Consider the following 18,271-nt stretch of genomic DNA (forward strand, 5'->3'; position numbering starts at 1 on the left):
CGAGGGCAACTAGCCGATTGTTGGCTGCTTGTTTTCGTGAATTCCGTCACCATATTAACAAATTACGTTTGTTGTGGAGTTTGTCATGCCCATCCTTATTTTTATATCGCTGTTTACGTTAGTTGATTTTGTTCTACTGTTTTCAATCGGTAGCCAAATCGGTTTATTGACTACCCTGCTACTGGTACTGGTCACTGGTTTTATTGGGCTACACCTAATTCGCAAAGAAGGTGTTTCTACTTTGGCGCGCGCGCGCCAGCGCATGCAAGCGGGCGAAATTCCTTCTCAAGAACTATTTACCGGGGCCGCGCTGATTTTCGGTGGTGCCCTACTCTTGGCCCCCGGCTTTCTTTCCGACGCGCTCGGCATTGCCTGCCTATTGCCTAATGCTCGCCAGTTAATGTTTAAAGCCCTGGCTTGGTTGGGCTTAAAAAACGTGTCAGGCCAACAACAGCAGACACGTTATCAGCAGGACGAATCATCACGTTCAAATGGTCATGAAGGGCCAATCGAGGGTGAATTCATTAGCCGAGATGAAACGGCAAGGCGCCGCTAAAGGCATATCGAACAAAAATGAGGAAAAACCACATTTTTTTATTGCCTGCCCCTTGAAAGACCATCAGTAGCCCCCATTTTTTGGACAGCACACAAGTTCGGTGGATGCGTTAGCGTTCGCCATTAACATGAAGGTAAATTACCTTCACATTTCGTGGGCATGAGGCCCACGGAAATTTCATTTAGCTAATTGCCCTTATGGGCTCTGACGATACTCAGGAGAGCGTAAGAATGAATATCCGTCCTTTGCACGATCGCGTCGTTGTTCGTCGCGTGGAAGAAGAGCAGAAAACCGCTGGCGGCATCGTGCTACCGGGCAACGCTCAAGAAAAACCCACTCGCGGCGAAGTCCTGGCGGTTGGTAATGGTCGTATTCTCGATAACGGCGACGTTCGCCCATTAGACGTTAAAGTTGGCGACTCGGTGATTTTCAAAGACGGTTACGGCGTTGAGAAACAGAAAATCGACGGCGAAGAAGTTCTGATCATGAGCGAAGCCGATATTCTGGCAGTCGTCGAAGGCTAAACAACGCCTCGATCACTTACTTTTCCTTTTAAATTTCAATGTTTAGGAAATAACGAACATGGCAGCTAAGCAAGTTAAGTTTTCCGATGATGCCCGCAAACGTATGGCGCGAGGCGTTGACGTTCTCGCTAATGCGGTAAAAGTTACCCTCGGCCCGAAAGGTCGTAACGTGGTACTGGACAAGTCTTTTGGCTCTCCCACCGTCACCAAAGATGGTGTATCGGTTGCCAAAGAGATTGAACTGAAAGACAAGTTCGAGAACATGGGCGCTCAAATGGTTAAGGAAGTTGCTTCCAAAACCTCTGACGCTGCAGGTGACGGCACCACAACAGCAACAGTTCTGGCTCAAGCAATTATTGCTGAAGGCCTGAAAGGCGTTACTGCTGGCATGAACCCGATGGACCTGAAGCGCGGCATCGATCAAGCCGTTAGCGCGGCAGTAAAAGAAGTTCAGGCAATGTCTGTCCCTTGCACCGACACTAAATCTATTGCCCAGGTAGGTACTATTTCTGCCAATGGTGACAAGCGCATCGGTGAAATCATCGCTGAAGCGATGGAAAAAGTCGGCAAAGAAGGTGTCATCACTGTTGATGAAGGCCGTGGCTTCGAAGATGAGCTAGAAGTCGTTGAAGGTATGCAGTTTGATCGCGGCTACCTCTCGCCCTACTTCGTCACCAATCAAGACACTATGTCAGTCGAGCTCGAAGACCCCTACATTCTGCTCGTCGACAAGAAAATTTCCAACATCCGCGAATTACTTCCGGTGCTGGAAGCCGTTGCTAAGCAAGGCAAACCGCTCGCGATTATCGCTGAAGATATTGAAGGCGAAGCGCTTGCAACGCTGGTTGTGAACAACATGCGCGGTATCGTTAAAGTGGCTGCTGCCAAGGCACCCGGCTTCGGCGACCGTCGTAAAGCGATGCTGCAGGATATCGCTATCCTGACCAATGGCACCGTCATTTCTGAAGAAGTTGGCTTGACGCTTGAGCAAGCGAACCTAGATCACCTAGGTACCGCTAAGCGCATGACGATGTCTAAAGAGAACACCACCATCATTGATGGCGCTGGTGTAGAAAATGACATCGAAGCACGTGTGAATCAAATTCGTGCGCAAATCGAAGAAACTTCTTCTGATTACGACAAAGAGAAGCTGCAAGAGCGCGTTGCCAAACTGGCAGGCGGTGTTGCTGTTATCCGCGTCGGTGCGGCTACCGAAGTAGAAATGAAAGAGAAGAAAGCCCGTGTTGAAGATGCTCTGCACTCAACTCGCGCTGCTGTTGAAGAAGGCGTTGTACCTGGTGGCGGTACTGCCTTGGTTCGCGCAATGGCTAAAGTACAAGGCCTGACTGGCGACAACGAAGACCAGAACCACGGTATCAACATGGCGCTGCGCGCTATGCAGTCTCCGCTGCGTCAGATCGTTACCAATGCCGGGGAAGAAGCCGCTGTTGTTATCAACCGTGTGAAAGACGGCGAAGGTAACTTCGGTTACAACGCGCAGACTGGTGAGTATGGCGACCTGTTCGAAATGGGTGTTCTGGATCCGGCTAAAGTAACTCGTACTGCACTGCAGTCCGCGGGTTCCGTTGCTGGTCTGATGATCACCACTGAGTGCATGATCGCTGACGACCCAGAAGAGAAAGACGCTGCCCCAGACATGGGTGGCATGGGCGGAATGGGTGGCATGGGCGGCATGATGTGATGCACCCCTGAGCCTACCGCTCTGACGTTTATCGTCTTGAAGAACCCCGCCAAGTGCGGGGTTCTTTTATTTAGCGTCTATCCCCTTCCTGCCTCAAATGGGATTTAAAAGCATGCTACCATCATCGCCTTTATCCGGCAGCTGTAGGTCTTCATTACCGTGCTTTCCAATATTCGTATCGTACTGGTGCAAACTTTCCACCCAGGCAATATCGGCGCCGCTGCGCGTGCCATGAAGACCATGGGATTAACAGAGCTTGTACTGGTAAATCCACGCGCCTTTCCTGATGAAGAAGCCACTCGCTTAGCTGCGGGTGCCGTAGACGTGCTGGAAAACGCTCGCTGTGTAAACAGCCTTGAAGAGGCAGTGAGTGACTGTGTTCAGGTTGTGGGGGCCAGCGCAAGGCTTCGTAGCCTACCGCTTCCCCATTTCGACGAACCTGATGACATGGCACAGCAAGTGATTCAGAACGCCGTACAGGCCCCGGTGGCGTTGGTGTTCGGGCGCGAGCGTTCAGGTCTCACCAATGATGAGATACGCTGCTGCACGCATCAGGTCAGTATTCCCGCCAATCCTGAATACGGTATTTTAAACCTCTCCCAGGCTGTGCAGATTCTTGCCTATGAAGTACACCGCGCCTGGCGAAAACGCGATGATAACCACTTCATGTACCAACGGCCGCTTGAAGCAACACCTCCCAGCCGGGATCAGTTTGTCCACTTCCAAGACCACCTTGGTCGTTTGATGCAGCAAAGTGGCTTTATTACCCAGCCCCATGCCCGTACTGAAGAACAACTTCAGGCGTTGTTTTCCCGCGCCCAGCCCAGCCGCAAGGAGCTCTCTTTACTCCGCGGCCTACTCAGCGCCTTTGAGTCTCATCTGCCTGATAGCCGGAAAGGCTAAATACCTCTTCTAACACACCAATTTGGCAAAACATGCATACCAAAAGGGGCAGCCACGCCGCCCCTTTTGTTGCCAATAACATTCGCCTAGCTGTTGCTGCGAATATGGGTTTAAAGCGACATCGCTGCCAACCACCCAAAAGCAATCAGCGGTATGTTGTAGTGCAGGAAGGTAGGCACCACGCTGTCCCACATATGATCATGCTGGCCATCAACATTTAGACCAGAGGTCGGCCCCAGGGTTGAATCAGAGGCTGGCGAGCCAGCATCGCCTAATGCCGCTGCTGTACCCACTAGCACAACTGTCGCCATTGGCGAGAAACCGAACTGTACCGCTAGCGGTACAAAAATGGCCGCGATAATGGGAATGGTTGAAAATGACGAACCAATACCCAGGGTAATAAACAGGCCCACCAGTAGCATAACGAGCGCTGCTAAACCGCGGTTATCACCAAACAGGTCAAATGCCCCCGCCACTAACGACTCAATATCCCCTGTCGCTTTCATTACTTCTGCAAAACCAGCCGCTGAAATCATAATAAAACCAATCAGCGCCATCATACGCATGCCGCTGGTAAACAGATCATCCGCTTCACGCCATTTAAAAATACCACCCAGCGAAAGCAAACCGATCCCCACTAGCCCACCAACGATCATAGAGCCGGTATAGAGCTGCAAACCCAACGCGGCCACAATAGCCACACCCGACATCACAAGCCCGAACGTGTGAGGCGTTGCTGGCGAGTGCCCTTGGTGCGCGTTACTCGCCACTAAATCTTTATGGGTATATTCGCGCTGACCGCGGTAACTGAAAAATAGGGCCACAAGCAAGCCAATGGCCATCCCGCCTACCGGTATAGCCATTGCCATGGGCACCATGCCCCGGGTAATTTCCAGCCCAAGTGACTCGCCTGCACTGTTTAAATTTGCCAGCAAAATATCATTCAAGAAAATCGCACCAAACCCGACAGGTAGCAGCATATAAGGGGCAGTTAATCCAAAGGTCAGCGCGCAGGCCACTGCGCGGCGATCTAGCTGGAGGCGATTCATTACCACTAACAGCGGTGGGATCAGCACTGGAATAAACGCGATATGCACCGGAATGGCGTTTTGTGATGAGATCGCCACTAAGAGCACTGCAACGAGCAACAACATCTTCACTCGCGCTTGATGTGCCACTGTAGACTCTTTGCCCAGCATGGTAATGAGGCGATTGGCCAGCATGTCAGGAAGTCCCGAGCGAGAGATGGCCACCGCAAAGGCACCTAATGTGGCATAGGCAAGCGCTACTTGGGCACCGCCGCCGACACCATCATTAAAAGCGCTAAGCGTTTCATCCAATGACAGACCGCCAACTAAGCCCCCAACCAGCGCACCAACAACAAGAGCAAACACTACGGATACCCGCGCAAGCGAAAGCGCTACCATGACTAGCACAGCAAGAATCACCGCGTTCATTAAAACTCCCAGTAAGATAAGTGAGTGAACTTACAAAAGCTGGGGATTTTATCAGATCAGAGGATTCACGGTAGCGGTAATAACTGTTGGAATAGCAACAATTCACTATCACCGTTGCTGGTGTATTTAGTATCTCCTCAGGCGTCAGGGGTGATACTAAAGCGCGGGTTAACTCGCTTTGTTGAGCAGCGCTAAGCAATCACTGGCAATCACTCGCTCTTCATCCGTTGGAATGATCCAAACGCCTACATGGCTGCCAGGTAAGGAGATACAAGCGGCATCACGGTTATTAGCTATTTCATCTAACTGCATACCCAACCACTCACACTGAGCCACAATACGAGCACGAACCGGCGCAGCATGCTCACCAATTCCCGCAGTGAATACCAATTGATCAAGCCCACCCAGCGCTCCAGCCAAACTAGCGATTTCTCGCGCGGCTCGATAGCAGTAGAGTTCAATCGCTTCCTCTGCTTCGGGGGCATCACTTGCAAGTAACTCGCGCATGTCGCTACTGATACCGGAGACACCCAGAAGTCCTGAGCGCTTGTATAAGAGCGTTGACACGTCATCAACACTCATTTTTTCATGACTAATTAAGTGCAGCACCAGCCCTGGGTCCAAAGCTCCAGAACGCGTCCCCATTGGCAGTCCATCAAGCGCGGTAAACCCCATGGTCGAGGCGACGCTGATGCCATCGCGGATAGCACACATGCTGGCACCGTTACCCAAATGCGCCACCACCACCCGTGAATGCGGCGCATCACCCGGTAAAACTGTGGGCAGAGTACGCTGGATATAATCATAGGAAAGCCCATGGAAGCCGTAACGCATCAACCCTTTGGCTGTGAACTCACGGGGCAAAGCAAACTGACGAGCCACCCAGGGCTGATGAGCATGAAACGCGGTATCGAAACACGCGATCTGTGGCACATTTGGCAACTGTTCCATCAATAGCTTAATAGGCGCAAGCCCATGGGACTGATGCAATGGCGCTAAACTTGAAAGTTTTTCTAACTCAGCCACATCGTCAGCAGTTAATCTGACCGCTTCATGATAGGTTTGGCCACCATGAACGACGCGATGCCCAATAGCGACCAGCCTGCCTTTATCTTCACGCTGAGCAAGCCAAGCCATCAGCTTTGTGATGGCATCTTCATGATTCATTGCCGGAGTTAGTCCTAGCGCTTCCAGTGTTTCTAAACGATAGCTATGCGAGTTCTGCCCTGGCTCGCGGTACTCCAGCGACACGCGGCACTGCGATGTTGCCAAGCCTGAAAAATGCCCACTGTAAGTTAGCGTCAACGCCCTTTGCGAGGGGCCAGACTCTTCAGTATTGATATGATAAAGAGCAAACTTGACGCTGGAAGAACCACTGTTTAGCACCAATATTTCCTGCATAGTTATGCTCCTGAAGGGCTACCCAGTATGCTGCCGCGACGCTGATGATCTGCCAGTAGTAACGCTAAAGCACTGGATGCCATACGCGTTAACGCATCATCTGCGCGGCTTGTCAGCATGATCGGCACCCTGGCACCTACGACAACTCCCGCCCCCGTTGCATCTGCTAGGTGAGTAAGCTGCTTCATTAACATATTGGCCGCTTCAAGATCGGGCGCAAGTAGGATATCCGCACGCCCCGCCACTGGCGAAACGATACCTTTAGTTCTTGCCGCGGCTTCTGAGACAGCATTATCGAAGGCCAGCGGCCCGTCGAGCGTGCCACCGGTAATCTGACCACGCTCAGCCATCTTACATAGTGCTGCTGCATCAATCGTCGAGATGATTTTGGGATTGACGGTTTCAACTGCAGAGAGAATCGCCACACGTGGGTTGTCGTTACCTAACGCGTGAGCCAACTCAATAGCGTTTTGAACAATATCGCGCTTTTCAGGCAGCTTAGGATAGATATTGATAGCCGCATCCGTGATTAATAAGGGCCGCGGATAGGTCGGCACATCAAAGGCCATCACATGGCTTAGGCACCGTTCAGTACGCAAGCCTGTTTCGCGCTTGAGCACTTCACGTAAAAGCTCATCGGTGTGAAGCGTGCCTTTCATTAACGCACCGACTCGTCCCTGGCGTGCTAATGCCACTGCCTGTTCAGCAGCCGCGTGGCTGTGGGGAACATCAACCAACTCAAAAGCGCTGATATCGACCTCGGCCTTTTCAGCGGCGAGTAGAATTTTCGCTTTTGGCCCAACCAGTACAGGGATGATTAACCCTTGAGCTGCCGACTCAACCGCCCCGCAAATGGCGCTTTGATCTACGGGGTGAACCACCGCAGTCAGCATAGGCTCCGGATGATCGGCAGCGGTTAGAATTTCATGCAATCTGCCACGCTCTGTTAAACGCACTTTAGGTAATAGCGCGCGGGGGCGTCGGATTTTTTTAACTGGAGCCACTACGCTGGCTTCGCCTTCAATTACCGTATCGCCACGTTGATTTTCACAGCGGCAGGCAAAGGTAACCCGATGACGCTGGTCGTCTTTATCGATAGCCCGTACGGACACACGCAGCACATCACCTAGCCTTACCGGGGCTTTGAACTGTAGTGTCTGCTCAAGGTAGATCGTACCCGGCCCAGGCAACTGCGTTCCTAATACAGTGGATATCAGCGCTCCACCCCACATACCATGGGCAATCACTTCTTGAAAACGGCTGCTCTTGGCAAAATCGTTGTCAACGTGCGACGGGTTAACGTCTCCTGACATCACGGCAAACAATTTGATGTCCTCCATGGTCAGGCGTTTTTCAAGATGAGCTTCTTCACCGATCGTTATTTCGTCATAGGTGCGATTTTCAATTAGATCGTTAACGTCACTGACAGACATTGAGTTACTCCTTTAAAAAACGTCCTTGACCACCCATGCGTTAGAAACGCAAGTGATGACCTGCATCCACATAGTGGGTTAATCCCGTCAGTGATGCTCCAGCATCAGAGGCAAGATAAACAACCGCATTGCCAACATCTTGCACGCTGGCAAGGCGTCGCAGTGGAGAGCGCGTTTCACCGTCATGAGCCAGTTCATTAAACGCTTTCAACCCAGACGCTGCTCGCGTGCGAATAGCGCCAGGCGACACCGCATGAACACGGATACCCTGCGGACCAAGCTCAGCGGCCATATAGCGCGTGGCAGATTCCAATGCGGCTTTCACGGGACCCATTAAGTTGTAGTTATCAACAACCTTTTCAGCTCCATAGTACGTCATGTTAAACAGGGCTCCGCCTTCTTTCATTAACGGCTCGGCATGCTTGGCCATGCGGATAAAGGAGTGACAGGAGATATCCATGGCAAGCGCAAAGCCCTCTTTGGAGCAGTCAACCACTCGTCCGTGTAAGTCATCGAAGGGGGCATAGGCAATCGAGTGAACGACAAAGTCTATTCGGCCCCAGCGCTCTTTTGCACGGGCGAATAACGCATCAAGTTGATCGTCGTGTTGTACATCACACAGTAGTAGCTCCGGCTCTCCCATAGTGCTAATCAACGGCGTGATAAATTTTTCAGCTTTAGGAGAGGCGTAGGTCACTAAGCACTCAGCACCGGCGTGATGCAGCGCCTGAGCACAGCCAAAAGCGATACTGTCTTGGTTAGCCAGGCCTGCAACAATTCCGACCTTGCCCTGCATGGAAAAAGGATTCAGCACCATTGGCCTCCTAAATAATCAATTATGGAAATGTAATCCAACACCCAGGAATTAAACGCTTCATCGGACCAGCGCGCTTGCTGCTTTGCAGCATACTACCTAGTATGCCGTCCTTAGCTAATTACCGACACTGCTAATGTAACGATACGTGTATTTAGTGGCTCACTTCAGTAATGCTTCTAGTAGCGTGTCTTGCACTTTGGCTACAGCGATGTTTCTAACCAAACCGTTTTTTGTAAGCACCGTTCTAAGCACTTTTTTTTTCAAACACACTGCTGTTTAAAGACACCGCTTTCTAATCACACCGTTTTAATTTTTTTGGAGAGCCTACGTGAACAAACTCGCGATTGTTATTTCCTTAATGCTGCTGATGTTGTTAAAAGAACACAACGCGTGCGATAGTTCGTTAACACGTTAACTAACCGCATAACAAGGGACGTAAAATGGCACTGCCACGACACACGCTGCTACTCATCGTGCTCGCAAGCCTGGTTATTTCTACGGCCATGGGACTTCGCCACGGCTTTGGGCTTTTCCTTGAGCCGATGAGCAGCGACTTTGGCTGGGGGCGCGGCGTGTTTGCATTCGCTCTCGCGGTTCAGAACCTTCTTTGGGGTCTATCGCAACCGTTCACTGGTGCGCTGGCAGACCGTTTTGGAGCGGCTAAAATTATTGTTGTCGGGGCCATTTTATATGTGACCGGATTATGTTTCATGAGCCTTTCCACCAGTGCTCTAGGAATGACACTAAGCGCTGGATTATTGATTGGCTTGGGCCTATCTGGCACCACCTTCTCAGTCATTTTGGGCGCAGTAGGACGCGCAGTAACTCCCGAAAAACGCAGTATGGCAATGGGCATTGTGAGTGCCGCAGGCTCTTTCGGGCAGTTTGCGATGCTGCCCGGCACACTGGGTCTAATTGAATGGCTTGGCTGGTCAGCGGCGCTACTGGCTATGGGCGCCATTGCTGCGTTGATGATTCCCCTGGGGGCCATGCTTAAAGACCGCCCAAGTCCTAACGCATTGGGCGACTTAAGCTTACGCGACGCGCTTAATGAGGCCGCTGGCCAGAAAGGCTTTTGGTTACTGTGCCTGGGCTTTTTCGTCTGCGGCTTCCAAGTCGTATTTATTGCTGTTCACTTGCCAGGGTACTTATTCGATAACGGACTGGCTGTTCGTGTGGGCACCACGGTGCTGGCACTGGTTGGTTTGTTCAATATTGTAGGCACTTATACTGCGGGATGGATGGGTGGAATTTGGTCGAAACCACGCCTACTTAGTTGGCTGTACTTGATTCGCGGGGTGGTCATTGCTGCTTTTATCGTGTTGCCGTTAACGTCTACCAGCGCCTATCTATTCGGTATCGTCATTGGTCTACTGTGGCTTTCAACCGTGCCGCTAACTAACGGCATTGTGGCGTCTGTATTTGGTGTTCGCCATTTATCCATGCTGGGCGGCATTGTGTTTCTATTTCACCAGCTAGGATCGTTTATGGGGGTCTGGCTGGGAGGCTACCTCTATGACATCACTGGCCATTACGATATTGTTTGGAAAATTGCCATTGTGCTTTCACTGGTTGCTGCCGGGCTCCATTGGTTTATCAGCGAAAAACCATTAGCACGAAACACTGCTCATCAGGTGGTCTCATGAAACAACTAACATCGTTTGCACTGCTTATTATATTAGCGGCGCTACTGCTTAGCGCCGTGGCACTCGCCTGGTGGGGCTGGCATTCGTTAGATGGATCACTGCTGCTAGTTGGTAGCCGGCTGTGCTAAAAAGCCTGAATCCTGAGCTGAATCACGCAGATCCCTATTTTTTTACTTTATACTCACTTTTTACAGACACGTTCACTATACGCCAACGTGCTCATTACCATCACGTGACAGCCCTGGTGAAACTAGACAATCAATGAATATCATCACTTCGCTTGTTTATCAGCTCAAAGACAGCTTGAGAGATCTATTGCCCGTAGTTTTGGTAATGGCTTTTTTTCAGCTAGTTGTCGTTCGTCAGCCGCTACCCGACTCGCTTGCTTTTTTAGATTTAGTGTTAGGGCTTGTGTTCGTTGTGATGGGGCTGACTTTGTTTATCAAAGGTCTAGAGCTAGGGCTTTTTCCGCTAGGCGAAAATTTAGCACGCGCTTTTGTGCAAAAAGGATCGGTATTTTGGCTGCTACTGTTTGCGTTTGCGCTAGGTTTTGGCTCAACTGTGGCTGAACCAGCCCTTATTGCCGTCGCTGCCCGCGCAGGGGAAGTGGTGTCTGAAAGTGGCTTAATAGCCAGCGATGCTCAGGCTTCTTTTGCGTTTACCCTTCGCATGGTAGTGGCCGTTTCCGTAGGCACTGCGGTGGTTGTCGGTGTATTGAGAATTTTTAAAGGCTGGCCTCTACACCTGATGATTATTAGCGGCTATATCATTGTCTTATTGCTAACACTGTTGGCTCCAAGTGAATTAATCGGTATTGCCTATGATTCCGGCGGTGTTACCACCTCAACAATTACGGTGCCACTTGTCACGGCATTAGGCGTAGGCTTGGCATCGACTATTAAAGGGCGCAACCCAATGCTCGATGGTTTTGGCCTTATTGCCTTTGCATCGGTAATGCCCATTATTTTCGTGCTGCTTTTCGGTATTTTTGGCCTCAGCTTAGTCGCAGGGAGCCCGTGATGAACTTAATCACTACGTTTTGGGACACACTGAGAGACATCTTTCCCATTGCAACTATCATTTTCAGTTTCCAATACCTCGTGATTCGCAAGCCGATTAAGCGCTTATCTCAGGTGCTGGTTGGTTTTTTCATGGTGTGGGTTGGGCTATCGCTGTTTCTCGTTGGTCTAGAACAAGCGCTTTTCCCTATGGGCGAGTTAATGGCCTCTCAGTTAACTAATGCCGATTTTTTACCCGCTGTTGCAGAGGGCGCCCAACGACATTGGAGTGATTATTACTGGGTATATATATTTGCTTTTGCAATTGGTGCGAGCACGACCATTGCTGAACCATCGCTTATCGCCGTGTCCATCAAGGCTGGCGAAATTTCAGGTGGAACCATAAACCCTTTTATGTTGCGCCTTGCTGTGGCGTTAGGCATGGCATTTGGTATCACTCTTGGCGTATGGCGTATTGTGATGGGTTGGCCACTTCAGTGGTTTGTTTTTGCCGCTTATTGCTTGGTAATACTGCAAACCCTGCGCTCACCGAAATCAATTATTCCTCTTGCTTTTGATTCAGGCGGCGTTACCACCTCGACCATTACGGTGCCTATTATTGCAGCGCTGGGACTGGGGCTAGCGTCATCGATACCTGGCCGAAGCGCTCTGATGGATGGTTTTGGTATGATTGCTCTCGCCTGCTTGTTTCCTATTATCACTGTGATGGGATACGCGCAAATTGCTCAGTGGAAAGATAGACGCAAGCAAACCTCCGACACCCCCCCTTACAGCAAAGCTCCGTCGTCTATTAAAGGAGATGAAAATGCGCTTTAAACTGATTGTAGCGTTAGTTGAGGATAAGCTAAGCGATGATATTCTTCAGGCCGCTCGTGGTGCTGGTGCTACCGGTGCAACGGTGATTAACAACGCTCGTGGAGAAGGTCTCAAAAAGGCAAGAGGCATTTTCGGCATGGAAATTACCGCTCAACGCGATGTTTTGCTTTTTTTAGCGGAAGAACATATCAGCCGACATATTCTCCAAGCCATCGCGGACGTTGGCGAGTTCGACGAAACGCCCGGTACAGGGATTGCCTTTCAGATTGATGTTGAAGATGCGCTAGGGGTAACGCATCAAATAAAATCTCTTTCAGAAACGCTAAATCAGCCTTTAGGCTAAGGAGCTTAATATGTCGACCGCCAAGCCCAATACTACTGAGCGCACAGTGATGGATGCTATGCATTCTAACTATGTGATGGCAGATGGATTTCTAACGGTAGCGGATGGAATTACCTTAATGCGTCTGCACAAGGCCAGCGTTATCATTATCGATAGACGTAGTGAGCACGACGAATTAGGCATTGTTTTGCCCTCTGATATCGCAAAAAAAGTACTCGCGTCTAATCGCCCTGCCGAACGCATCAATCTCTACGAAATTATGAGTAAACCTGTGCTTAGCATTCGTCCTGAGATGAACATTCGTTACTGCGCTCGGCTTTTTGATCAATTCGGACTATCACTCGCCCCCATCGTCGATTCGAACCAACAAGTATTAGGTATCGTTGATTATCATCAAATGGTGTTGGAATGGTTAGCTAGCAAATGAAATTGTCAATTTTATGATGATGCTATAGTTGCGTTAACACACCATGCTTAGGCGAGAACAACAACGCCACTACCCAAATATTCCCAATCGTTCCCAGGCTAGCAACAATGGTGCTTTCCAAAAGAAGAGTTGCTACTTTTTTGACCAAATCACCCAAGGCAGAAAACGTGACTGACACGTTCAGTTCTTCCAACTGCACAGAGAACATAAAGCCCGAAAGGCCCACCGCAGCGCTTACCATAAACTAGCCATACTGCTTGAACACGACTTCTCTCTCCGTGCTAGGATCCCAAGAAGTACAACTAGGGCTCAATATAAAAGCGACGTGCAAACAATTTAGCCTTGGCTAACAATCTTCTAAAAAAATGAGCTACCATCACTAATTAACATTTTCACCAACTTTGATAAATTTTGCCAATGAGCGACTACCCACAGCAACACTCTGAGCCTGCTACTGCATATCACAAAAGTGGCGATGCGCTGCCCCCCGTGGAACAGCATGCACAACAGTATGAGACCGTGCGCAATGCTCATGAAACAGAGCTGATCGAAGATTATGTCGAGTTAATCGGTGACTTATTACGCCATCGTGGCGAAGCGCGCGCTGCAGATATCGCTAATCGAATGGCCGTTAGCCAAGCGACTGTCTCTAAAATGATTCGCCGCTTGAATGAGCTAGGTCTAGTAACAAGCAAGCCCTATCGCTCGCTCTTCTTGACTGAAGAAGGGCAAAAAATGGCTGAAATTTCACGCACACGCCACAATGTCGTGCTGCATTTTTTGCGTGCCTTGGGGGTCGATGACAGCACAGCCCGTATTGATGCTGAAGGCATGGAGCATCATGTCAGCGACAAAACACTTGCAATCATGCAACGCTTCACCGAGCAACATCAATCATAATCAACCTAATTCACTTGCTTAATAACGCTGAAAGGCGTTTCACCTGGGCTATTTGCCCGTTCCCAATCATTTCGATATGAGTGGTCTGGATAATATCCTTGACGTACTGAGACGTCATCAGCCTTTATTCCCCATTACTTTCGCTGGCATACCAAGGCGTCCTACTCCAGGCAGCTTTATAGCAGGACGTATAAAATCGATACCTGCACTCAGCCCTAGCACGTTAATTTCTAGCCCCTCTTCCAGCGCAATCATGATACCTGCAACGCCACCGAGGGAAAGTTGATAGCCAGAACCACTGGGCGCGGTGGTGGCTACACCATTAAACAAATAATCTTTACCAACCGCAGTTGTCGGCAAAGCAACGTCTAAGCCTTCAACTTCCCTGATGACCCATGCGATAAAACTATTGCTGTTAGGGCCAGGCCAGACGCGATACAAATCTGCCTGTGGGTAGCGCGCAACGGCGTCAACAATATTGGGAATTAAACGTGCAGCTTCCGCGCCGCGGTAATCTGCTAATAGTTCGGGCGGATGCCCAAACCACGCTCTATCAGGCGTATCTATGGACGAAACAACCGTTGGTCGACGCCAACTCAATACCTGGTGAAGTCGGTAATCAGCAGCTCCCTCTGCTTTCGTTGCAATCCATACGTGGACACCAAACGCTCCTCGCCAGTTATAAGCACGGGCGGCATACACTTGAACAACCGCTTCTTGCACCTGGGCAGGGTCGGGCGCCAAGCCTGCCGAAGAGCGGTCAAGACTTGACCAGTGCCCGTCGGTAATCACTTGGTTACTCGCTAATATCCAAGCAGGTCCTGAAAGTAGCAGGCCCAGTAACGTGGCTATACCCAGCAGCCAGCGCAATATGGTTTTCATATGATCATCCATAAAATATTAAACCTTGTTAATACCGCGACTAACCACACAACGCAAGGCGTAATATCAACGATATTCGATCCCAAAAAATTAATTTAAATTTTTCATATGCTCAATTATAACTACGTTTAATATGCGCTTTAGCGTTTATTGTTTTAATAAACAATCATTAAATAGACTAAAGCTTACTATTAATAGATATTCGATATGAACGTTGTAGCGCTGAGAAGGTAGATATCCCCCCTCATTACCAGAGTGTCTTCATTTCCAAACCACCGTTGGTTTAGAACGTTGGATGAGGCAAAACGCCAACTAATTTATCTACCTAAACAAACAACGGGTTGGATAAAACAGTCTGTTATAAAAAAAGCGGAGCGCTTTTGCGCTCCGCCCCTTTTACGTCAAGACCTTCGTGGTTAAACGTTAATCTATTAACGGCAGCAGTGCGTTAAGGCTATCGCGTGCATCGCCGTAGAACATCCGTGTGTTCTCTTTGAAGAACAGCGGGTTCTCAATGCCGGAGTAGCCGGTGCCCTGGCCGCGTTTGCTGACAAACACCTGCTTAGCTTCCCAAACCTTTAATACCGGCATACCGGCGATAGGGCTATTGGGGTCTTCCTCGGCAGAAGGGTTCACAATGTCGTTGGAACCAATCACGATCACCACGTCAGTCTTGGGGAAATCGTCATTGATCTCGTCCATTTCCAGTACGATATCGTAGGGGACTTTCGCTTCCGCCAGCAGCACGTTCATGTGCCCGGGCAGACGCCCCGCCACTGGGTGAATACCAAAGCGAACATTTTTACCGGAGGCTCGCAGTTTGCGCACCAGATCACTTACTGCACTTTGCGCTTGCGCCACCGCCATGCCGTAACCCGGCACAATAATCACGCTATCCGCATCGTTTAAGGCACTGGCCACACCGCCGGCATCGATTGCGATTTGCTCGCCTTCAATCTCAGCCGCCGGCCCTTGGGTGCCGCCGAAGCCACCCAAAATCACGTTGATAAAGTTGCGGTTCATTGCCTTACACATAATGTAAGAAAGGATGGCCCCTGAAGAACCCACCAGCGCGCCGGTCACAATCAACAGGTCGTTGGAAAGCGTGAAGCCAATCGCCGCGGCGGCCCAGCCGGAGTAGCTATTGAGCATCGATACCACGACCGGCATATCCGCACCGCCGATGCCCATAATCAGGTGATAGCCGATAAATAACGACAGTGCCGCTAGCACGATCAATGTCCAGAAGCCTGCGCCATTGAGGTACATAATCGCGAGCAGCAGCGAAAGCACCGCCGCACCGGCGTTGAGCATATGCCCACCCGGCAGCTGGCGAGGTTTGCCATCCACTTTGCCTGCCAGCTTACCGAATGCTACCACCGAGCCGGTAAAGGTCACCGCACCAATGAAAATGGCGAACACGACTTCTATTTGTAAAAAAGTCAGCTCATCTGGGGCTTTTGTAGCGACCAACGCGGCAAACGCTGAAAACTCTTGCATCGCGCCGTCGGCGGCTTGTGCTGCCAGTACCCGGCGGCGCTCTAAATCGGCGCTCCAGGCAACCAATACCGCTGCTAAGCCCACAAAACTATGAAGCGCCGCTACCAACTGAGGCATTTCGGTCATTTCGACCTTGCCGGCGACATAGACGCCAATCCCAGCACCGATCAGCATCGCTGGAATCAGCCACCAGTAGCCACCGATACCAGGCCCGAGGGAGGTAAAGAACACCGCCACGGCCATACCGATAATGCCGTACCACACGGCTCGTTTGGCTTTTTCCTGATTACTCAGCCCGCCTAGCGATAAAATAAATAACACACTTGCCGCAATTGCCGCGGCAGATACGAATCCTTGTCCTAACATATCGTTTCTCCGCCGCTTAGGATTTTTGGAACATGGCGAGCATCCGGCGTGTCACCAGGAAGCCACCCACGATGTTAATCGACGCAATCAGTACCGAAATAGCAGCCAGCACGATAACGACGCTACTGCCTGAGCCGATTTGCAAAATGGCGCCTAAGATAATGATGCCCGAAATGGCATTGGTAACCGCCATTAGGGGCGTATGCAGCGAATGACTCACCTTCCAAATTACCTGGAAGCCAATGAAGCACGCCAACACAAATACGATGAAGTGCTGCATAAATGAGGCGGGCGCTATTTGGCCTAACAGCAGCATTAGCACGCCACCCACCGCGAGCAAGCCAGCTTGCCGTTTGGTTTGAGCTTTAAACGTGGCCAGTTCAGCGGCTTTTTTCTCTTCAGGCGTTGGTGCTTTCTCTTTTTTCTTCGGCTTCGCCGCGGCGATCGCTTTCACTTTCGGGGGCGGCGGTGGGAAGGTAATTTCGCCCTGGTGCGTGACCGTGGCACCGCGAATCACGTCGTCTTCCATATTGTGATGGATGACACCGTCTTTCTCTGGGGTGAGATCGGTCAGCATGTGGCGGATGTTGGTGGCGTACAGCAGCGACGCTTGGGTAGCCATGCGTGAGGGGAAGTCGGTGTAGCCAACCACCACCACGCCGTTATCACTGACAACACGTTCATCAGGCTTGGTTAAATCGCAGTTACCGCCTTTTTCAGCGGCTAAGTCGATAATCACTGAGCCCGGCTTCATGGCCGCGACCATATCTTCTAGCCACAGCTTCGGCGCGGGCCTGCCTGGAATGAGTGCCGTGGTGATGACGATGTCGACATCCGGCGCTTGTTCGCGGAAACATGCTAGCTGCTTCTCGCGAAACTCTGGGCTGGAAGGTGACGCATAGCCACCGCTTTCCGAACCGTCCTGACTGTCTTCAAAATCGAGGAACAGGAATTCAGCGCCCATGGATTCAATCTGCTCGGACACTTCGGGGCGCACATCAAACGCACGTACCACAGCGCCCAGGCTCGTCGCGGTACCAATCGCCGCCAAGCCCGCTACACCTGCGCCAATCACCAGCACCTTGGCTGGGGGGACTTTACCCGCGGCCGTGACCTGACCAGTAAAGAAGCGGCCAAAGTTATTGCCAGCCTCAATCACCGCACGGTAGCCCGCAATGTTAGCCATTGAGGAGAGCGCGTCCATTTTTTGCGCTCTGGAAATACGCGGCACCATGTCCATCGCAATAACCGACGCGCCCTGCGCTTTACAGGTTTCCAACAGCGCGTCGTTTTGTGCCGGCCAGAAGAATGCAATCAGCGTCTGGCCTTCCCGCAGGTAGTGAGCCTCTTTTTCCGAAGGTTCACGGACTTTAATCACCACGTCCGCATCACGCCACAACGCTTCCGCGCTTTCCACAACGCTGACACCCGCGTCGCGATACGTGTCGTCATTAAAGCCCGCGGCAACCCCCGCGCCGGCTTCCACCAGGCATTCATGGCCCAGCTTTTGGAGCTGTGTTGCGCTCTCAGGTGTCAGCGCTACACGCGCTTCTCCTTGAGCTGTCTCTTTCGGTGCGCC

General features: G+C 50.9%; 19 protein-coding genes. 11 read left to right on the forward strand and 8 right to left on the reverse strand.

Annotation, left to right across the window (positions count from 1 at the left end; all coding sequences use genetic code 11):
• Positions 1-85 precede the first annotated feature (85 nt).
• The 4 genes from ELY33_RS15880 to ELY33_RS15895 all read left to right on the forward strand — a co-directional run bounded on the left by ELY33_RS15880 (position 86) and on the right by ELY33_RS15895 (position 3,685).
• Positions 86-556, forward strand: a complete 471-nt coding sequence (locus ELY33_RS15880) for an FxsA family protein (RefSeq protein ID WP_126948876.1) — start codon at positions 86-88, stop codon at positions 554-556.
• Between the two features lie 230 nt (positions 557-786).
• On the forward strand, positions 787-1,080 hold the full coding sequence (locus tag ELY33_RS15885; protein ID WP_126948877.1) for a co-chaperone GroES: 294 nt from the start codon (positions 787-789) through the stop codon (positions 1,078-1,080).
• A 58-nt stretch (positions 1,081-1,138) separates the two neighbouring features.
• Positions 1,139-2,782, forward strand: coding sequence for a chaperonin GroEL (gene groL / locus ELY33_RS15890; protein ID WP_126948878.1), 1,644 nt, complete (start codon positions 1,139-1,141; stop codon positions 2,780-2,782).
• 159 nt (positions 2,783-2,941) lie between these two features.
• Positions 2,942-3,685, forward strand: a complete 744-nt coding sequence (locus tag ELY33_RS15895) for an RNA methyltransferase (protein WP_126948879.1) — start codon at positions 2,942-2,944, stop codon at positions 3,683-3,685.
• A 110-nt stretch (positions 3,686-3,795) separates the two neighbouring features.
• Here ELY33_RS15895 and ELY33_RS15900 read toward each other — a convergent pair whose 3' ends face one another.
• The 4 genes from ELY33_RS15900 to fabI all read right to left on the reverse strand — a co-directional run bounded on the left by ELY33_RS15900 (position 3,796) and on the right by fabI (position 8,793).
• On the reverse strand, positions 3,796-5,142 hold the full coding sequence (locus ELY33_RS15900; RefSeq protein WP_126948880.1) for a Na+/H+ antiporter family protein: 1,347 nt from the start codon (positions 5,140-5,142) through the stop codon (positions 3,796-3,798).
• Between the two features lie 168 nt (positions 5,143-5,310).
• Positions 5,311-6,543, reverse strand: coding sequence for an acetate/propionate family kinase (locus tag ELY33_RS15905; protein WP_126948881.1), 1,233 nt, complete (start codon positions 6,541-6,543; stop codon positions 5,311-5,313).
• A 2-nt stretch (positions 6,544-6,545) separates the two neighbouring features.
• Positions 6,546-7,976, reverse strand: coding sequence for a bifunctional enoyl-CoA hydratase/phosphate acetyltransferase (locus tag ELY33_RS15910; protein WP_126948882.1), 1,431 nt, complete (start codon positions 7,974-7,976; stop codon positions 6,546-6,548).
• A 40-nt stretch (positions 7,977-8,016) separates the two neighbouring features.
• Positions 8,017-8,793, reverse strand: coding sequence for an enoyl-ACP reductase FabI (gene fabI, locus ELY33_RS15915; RefSeq protein ID WP_126948883.1), 777 nt, complete (start codon positions 8,791-8,793; stop codon positions 8,017-8,019).
• Between the two features lie 440 nt (positions 8,794-9,233).
• Here fabI and ELY33_RS15920 point away from each other — a divergent pair, with 440 nt between their 5' ends.
• From ELY33_RS15920 to ELY33_RS15940, 6 genes are all read left to right on the forward strand, one after another.
• A complete protein-coding gene (locus tag ELY33_RS15920; protein ID WP_126948884.1) occupies positions 9,234-10,439 on the forward strand; it encodes an MFS transporter in 1,206 nt (401 codons plus the stop codon).
• On the forward strand, positions 10,436-10,567 hold the full coding sequence (locus ELY33_RS18285; protein ID WP_279629884.1) for a hypothetical protein: 132 nt from the start codon (positions 10,436-10,438) through the stop codon (positions 10,565-10,567). The genes ELY33_RS15920 and ELY33_RS18285 overlap by 4 nt, the downstream gene beginning before the upstream one ends.
• A 133-nt stretch (positions 10,568-10,700) precedes the next feature.
• The gene (locus ELY33_RS15925) at positions 10,701-11,459 is read left to right on the forward strand and encodes a DUF1538 domain-containing protein (RefSeq protein WP_126948885.1); all 759 of its coding nucleotides are present in this window, start codon (positions 10,701-10,703) and stop codon (positions 11,457-11,459) included.
• Positions 11,459-12,274, forward strand: a complete 816-nt coding sequence (gene umpB / locus ELY33_RS15930) for a Na,Li,K/H(+) antiporter subunit UmpB (protein ID WP_126948886.1) — start codon at positions 11,459-11,461, stop codon at positions 12,272-12,274. Before ELY33_RS15925 ends, umpB begins: the two co-directional genes overlap by 1 nt.
• Positions 12,264-12,617, forward strand: a complete 354-nt coding sequence (locus tag ELY33_RS15935) for a P-II family nitrogen regulator (RefSeq protein ID WP_126948887.1) — start codon at positions 12,264-12,266, stop codon at positions 12,615-12,617. The genes umpB and ELY33_RS15935 overlap by 11 nt, the downstream gene beginning before the upstream one ends.
• A gap of 10 nt (positions 12,618-12,627) precedes the next feature.
• Positions 12,628-13,044: a CBS domain-containing protein gene (locus tag ELY33_RS15940; protein ID WP_126948888.1), complete on the forward strand. Its 417-nt coding sequence runs from the start codon at positions 12,628-12,630 to the stop codon at positions 13,042-13,044.
• 22 nt (positions 13,045-13,066) lie between these two features.
• Here the strand turns inward: ELY33_RS15940 and ELY33_RS15945 are convergent, their stop codons facing one another.
• Complete coding sequence (locus ELY33_RS15945; RefSeq protein WP_126948889.1) at positions 13,067-13,285, reverse strand: hypothetical protein; 219 nt, start codon at positions 13,283-13,285, stop codon at positions 13,067-13,069.
• A 176-nt stretch (positions 13,286-13,461) separates the two neighbouring features.
• On the opposite strand from ELY33_RS15945, the gene mntR reads away from it, so the two are divergent.
• On the forward strand, positions 13,462-13,944 hold the full coding sequence (gene mntR / locus ELY33_RS15950; protein WP_126948890.1) for a manganese-binding transcriptional regulator MntR: 483 nt from the start codon (positions 13,462-13,464) through the stop codon (positions 13,942-13,944).
• A 117-nt stretch (positions 13,945-14,061) separates the two neighbouring features.
• Here the strand turns inward: mntR and ELY33_RS15960 are convergent, their stop codons facing one another.
• The 3 genes from ELY33_RS15960 to ELY33_RS15970 all read right to left on the reverse strand — a co-directional run.
• Complete coding sequence (locus ELY33_RS15960) at positions 14,062-14,826, reverse strand: DUF3750 domain-containing protein (protein ID WP_126948891.1); 765 nt, start codon at positions 14,824-14,826, stop codon at positions 14,062-14,064.
• Between the two features lie 423 nt (positions 14,827-15,249).
• Entirely contained in the window at positions 15,250-16,692 is a 1,443-nt protein-coding gene (locus ELY33_RS15965; RefSeq protein WP_126946082.1) for an NAD(P)(+) transhydrogenase (Re/Si-specific) subunit beta, read from the reverse strand.
• A 16-nt stretch (positions 16,693-16,708) separates the two neighbouring features.
• Positions 16,709-18,271: Re/Si-specific NAD(P)(+) transhydrogenase subunit alpha (locus ELY33_RS15970; protein WP_126946085.1), on the reverse strand; the 1,563-nt coding region annotated here is incomplete at its 5' end.

It is taken from the genome of Vreelandella andesensis (genome assembly GCF_003989795.1).
GTDB classification, from domain to species: domain Bacteria; phylum Pseudomonadota; class Gammaproteobacteria; order Pseudomonadales; family Halomonadaceae; genus Vreelandella; species Vreelandella andesensis.

Bases quoted from the DNA above. Each gene is read 5' to 3' on its own strand.
- ELY33_RS15920 (WP_126948884.1), top strand. From the start codon at position 9,234: ATGGCACTGCCACGACACACGCTGCTACTCATCGTGCTCGCAAGCCTG.
- ELY33_RS15925 (WP_126948885.1), top strand. From the start codon at position 10,701: ATGAATATCATCACTTCGCTTGTTTATCAGCTCAAAGACAGCTTGAGA.
- ELY33_RS15945 (WP_126948889.1), bottom strand. From the start codon at position 13,285: ATGGTAAGCGCTGCGGTGGGCCTTTCGGGCTTTATGTTCTCTGTGCAG.
- groL (WP_126948878.1), top strand. From the start codon at position 1,139: ATGGCAGCTAAGCAAGTTAAGTTTTCCGATGATGCCCGCAAACGTATG.
- ELY33_RS15935 (WP_126948887.1), top strand. From the start codon at position 12,264: ATGCGCTTTAAACTGATTGTAGCGTTAGTTGAGGATAAGCTAAGCGAT.
- ELY33_RS15965 (WP_126946082.1), bottom strand. From the start codon at position 16,692: ATGTTAGGACAAGGATTCGTATCTGCCGCGGCAATTGCGGCAAGTGTG.
- umpB (WP_126948886.1), top strand. From the start codon at position 11,459: ATGAACTTAATCACTACGTTTTGGGACACACTGAGAGACATCTTTCCC.
- mntR (WP_126948890.1), top strand. From the start codon at position 13,462: ATGAGCGACTACCCACAGCAACACTCTGAGCCTGCTACTGCATATCAC.
- ELY33_RS18285 (WP_279629884.1), top strand. From the start codon at position 10,436: ATGAAACAACTAACATCGTTTGCACTGCTTATTATATTAGCGGCGCTA.
- fabI (WP_126948883.1), bottom strand. From the start codon at position 8,793: ATGGTGCTGAATCCTTTTTCCATGCAGGGCAAGGTCGGAATTGTTGCA.
- ELY33_RS15940 (WP_126948888.1), top strand. From the start codon at position 12,628: ATGTCGACCGCCAAGCCCAATACTACTGAGCGCACAGTGATGGATGCT.
- ELY33_RS15905 (WP_126948881.1), bottom strand. From the start codon at position 6,543: ATGCAGGAAATATTGGTGCTAAACAGTGGTTCTTCCAGCGTCAAGTTT.
- ELY33_RS15900 (WP_126948880.1), bottom strand. From the start codon at position 5,142: ATGAACGCGGTGATTCTTGCTGTGCTAGTCATGGTAGCGCTTTCGCTT.
- ELY33_RS15880 (WP_126948876.1), top strand. From the start codon at position 86: ATGCCCATCCTTATTTTTATATCGCTGTTTACGTTAGTTGATTTTGTT.
- ELY33_RS15910 (WP_126948882.1), bottom strand. From the start codon at position 7,976: ATGTCTGTCAGTGACGTTAACGATCTAATTGAAAATCGCACCTATGAC.
- ELY33_RS15885 (WP_126948877.1), top strand. From the start codon at position 787: ATGAATATCCGTCCTTTGCACGATCGCGTCGTTGTTCGTCGCGTGGAA.
- ELY33_RS15960 (WP_126948891.1), bottom strand. From the start codon at position 14,826: ATGAAAACCATATTGCGCTGGCTGCTGGGTATAGCCACGTTACTGGGC.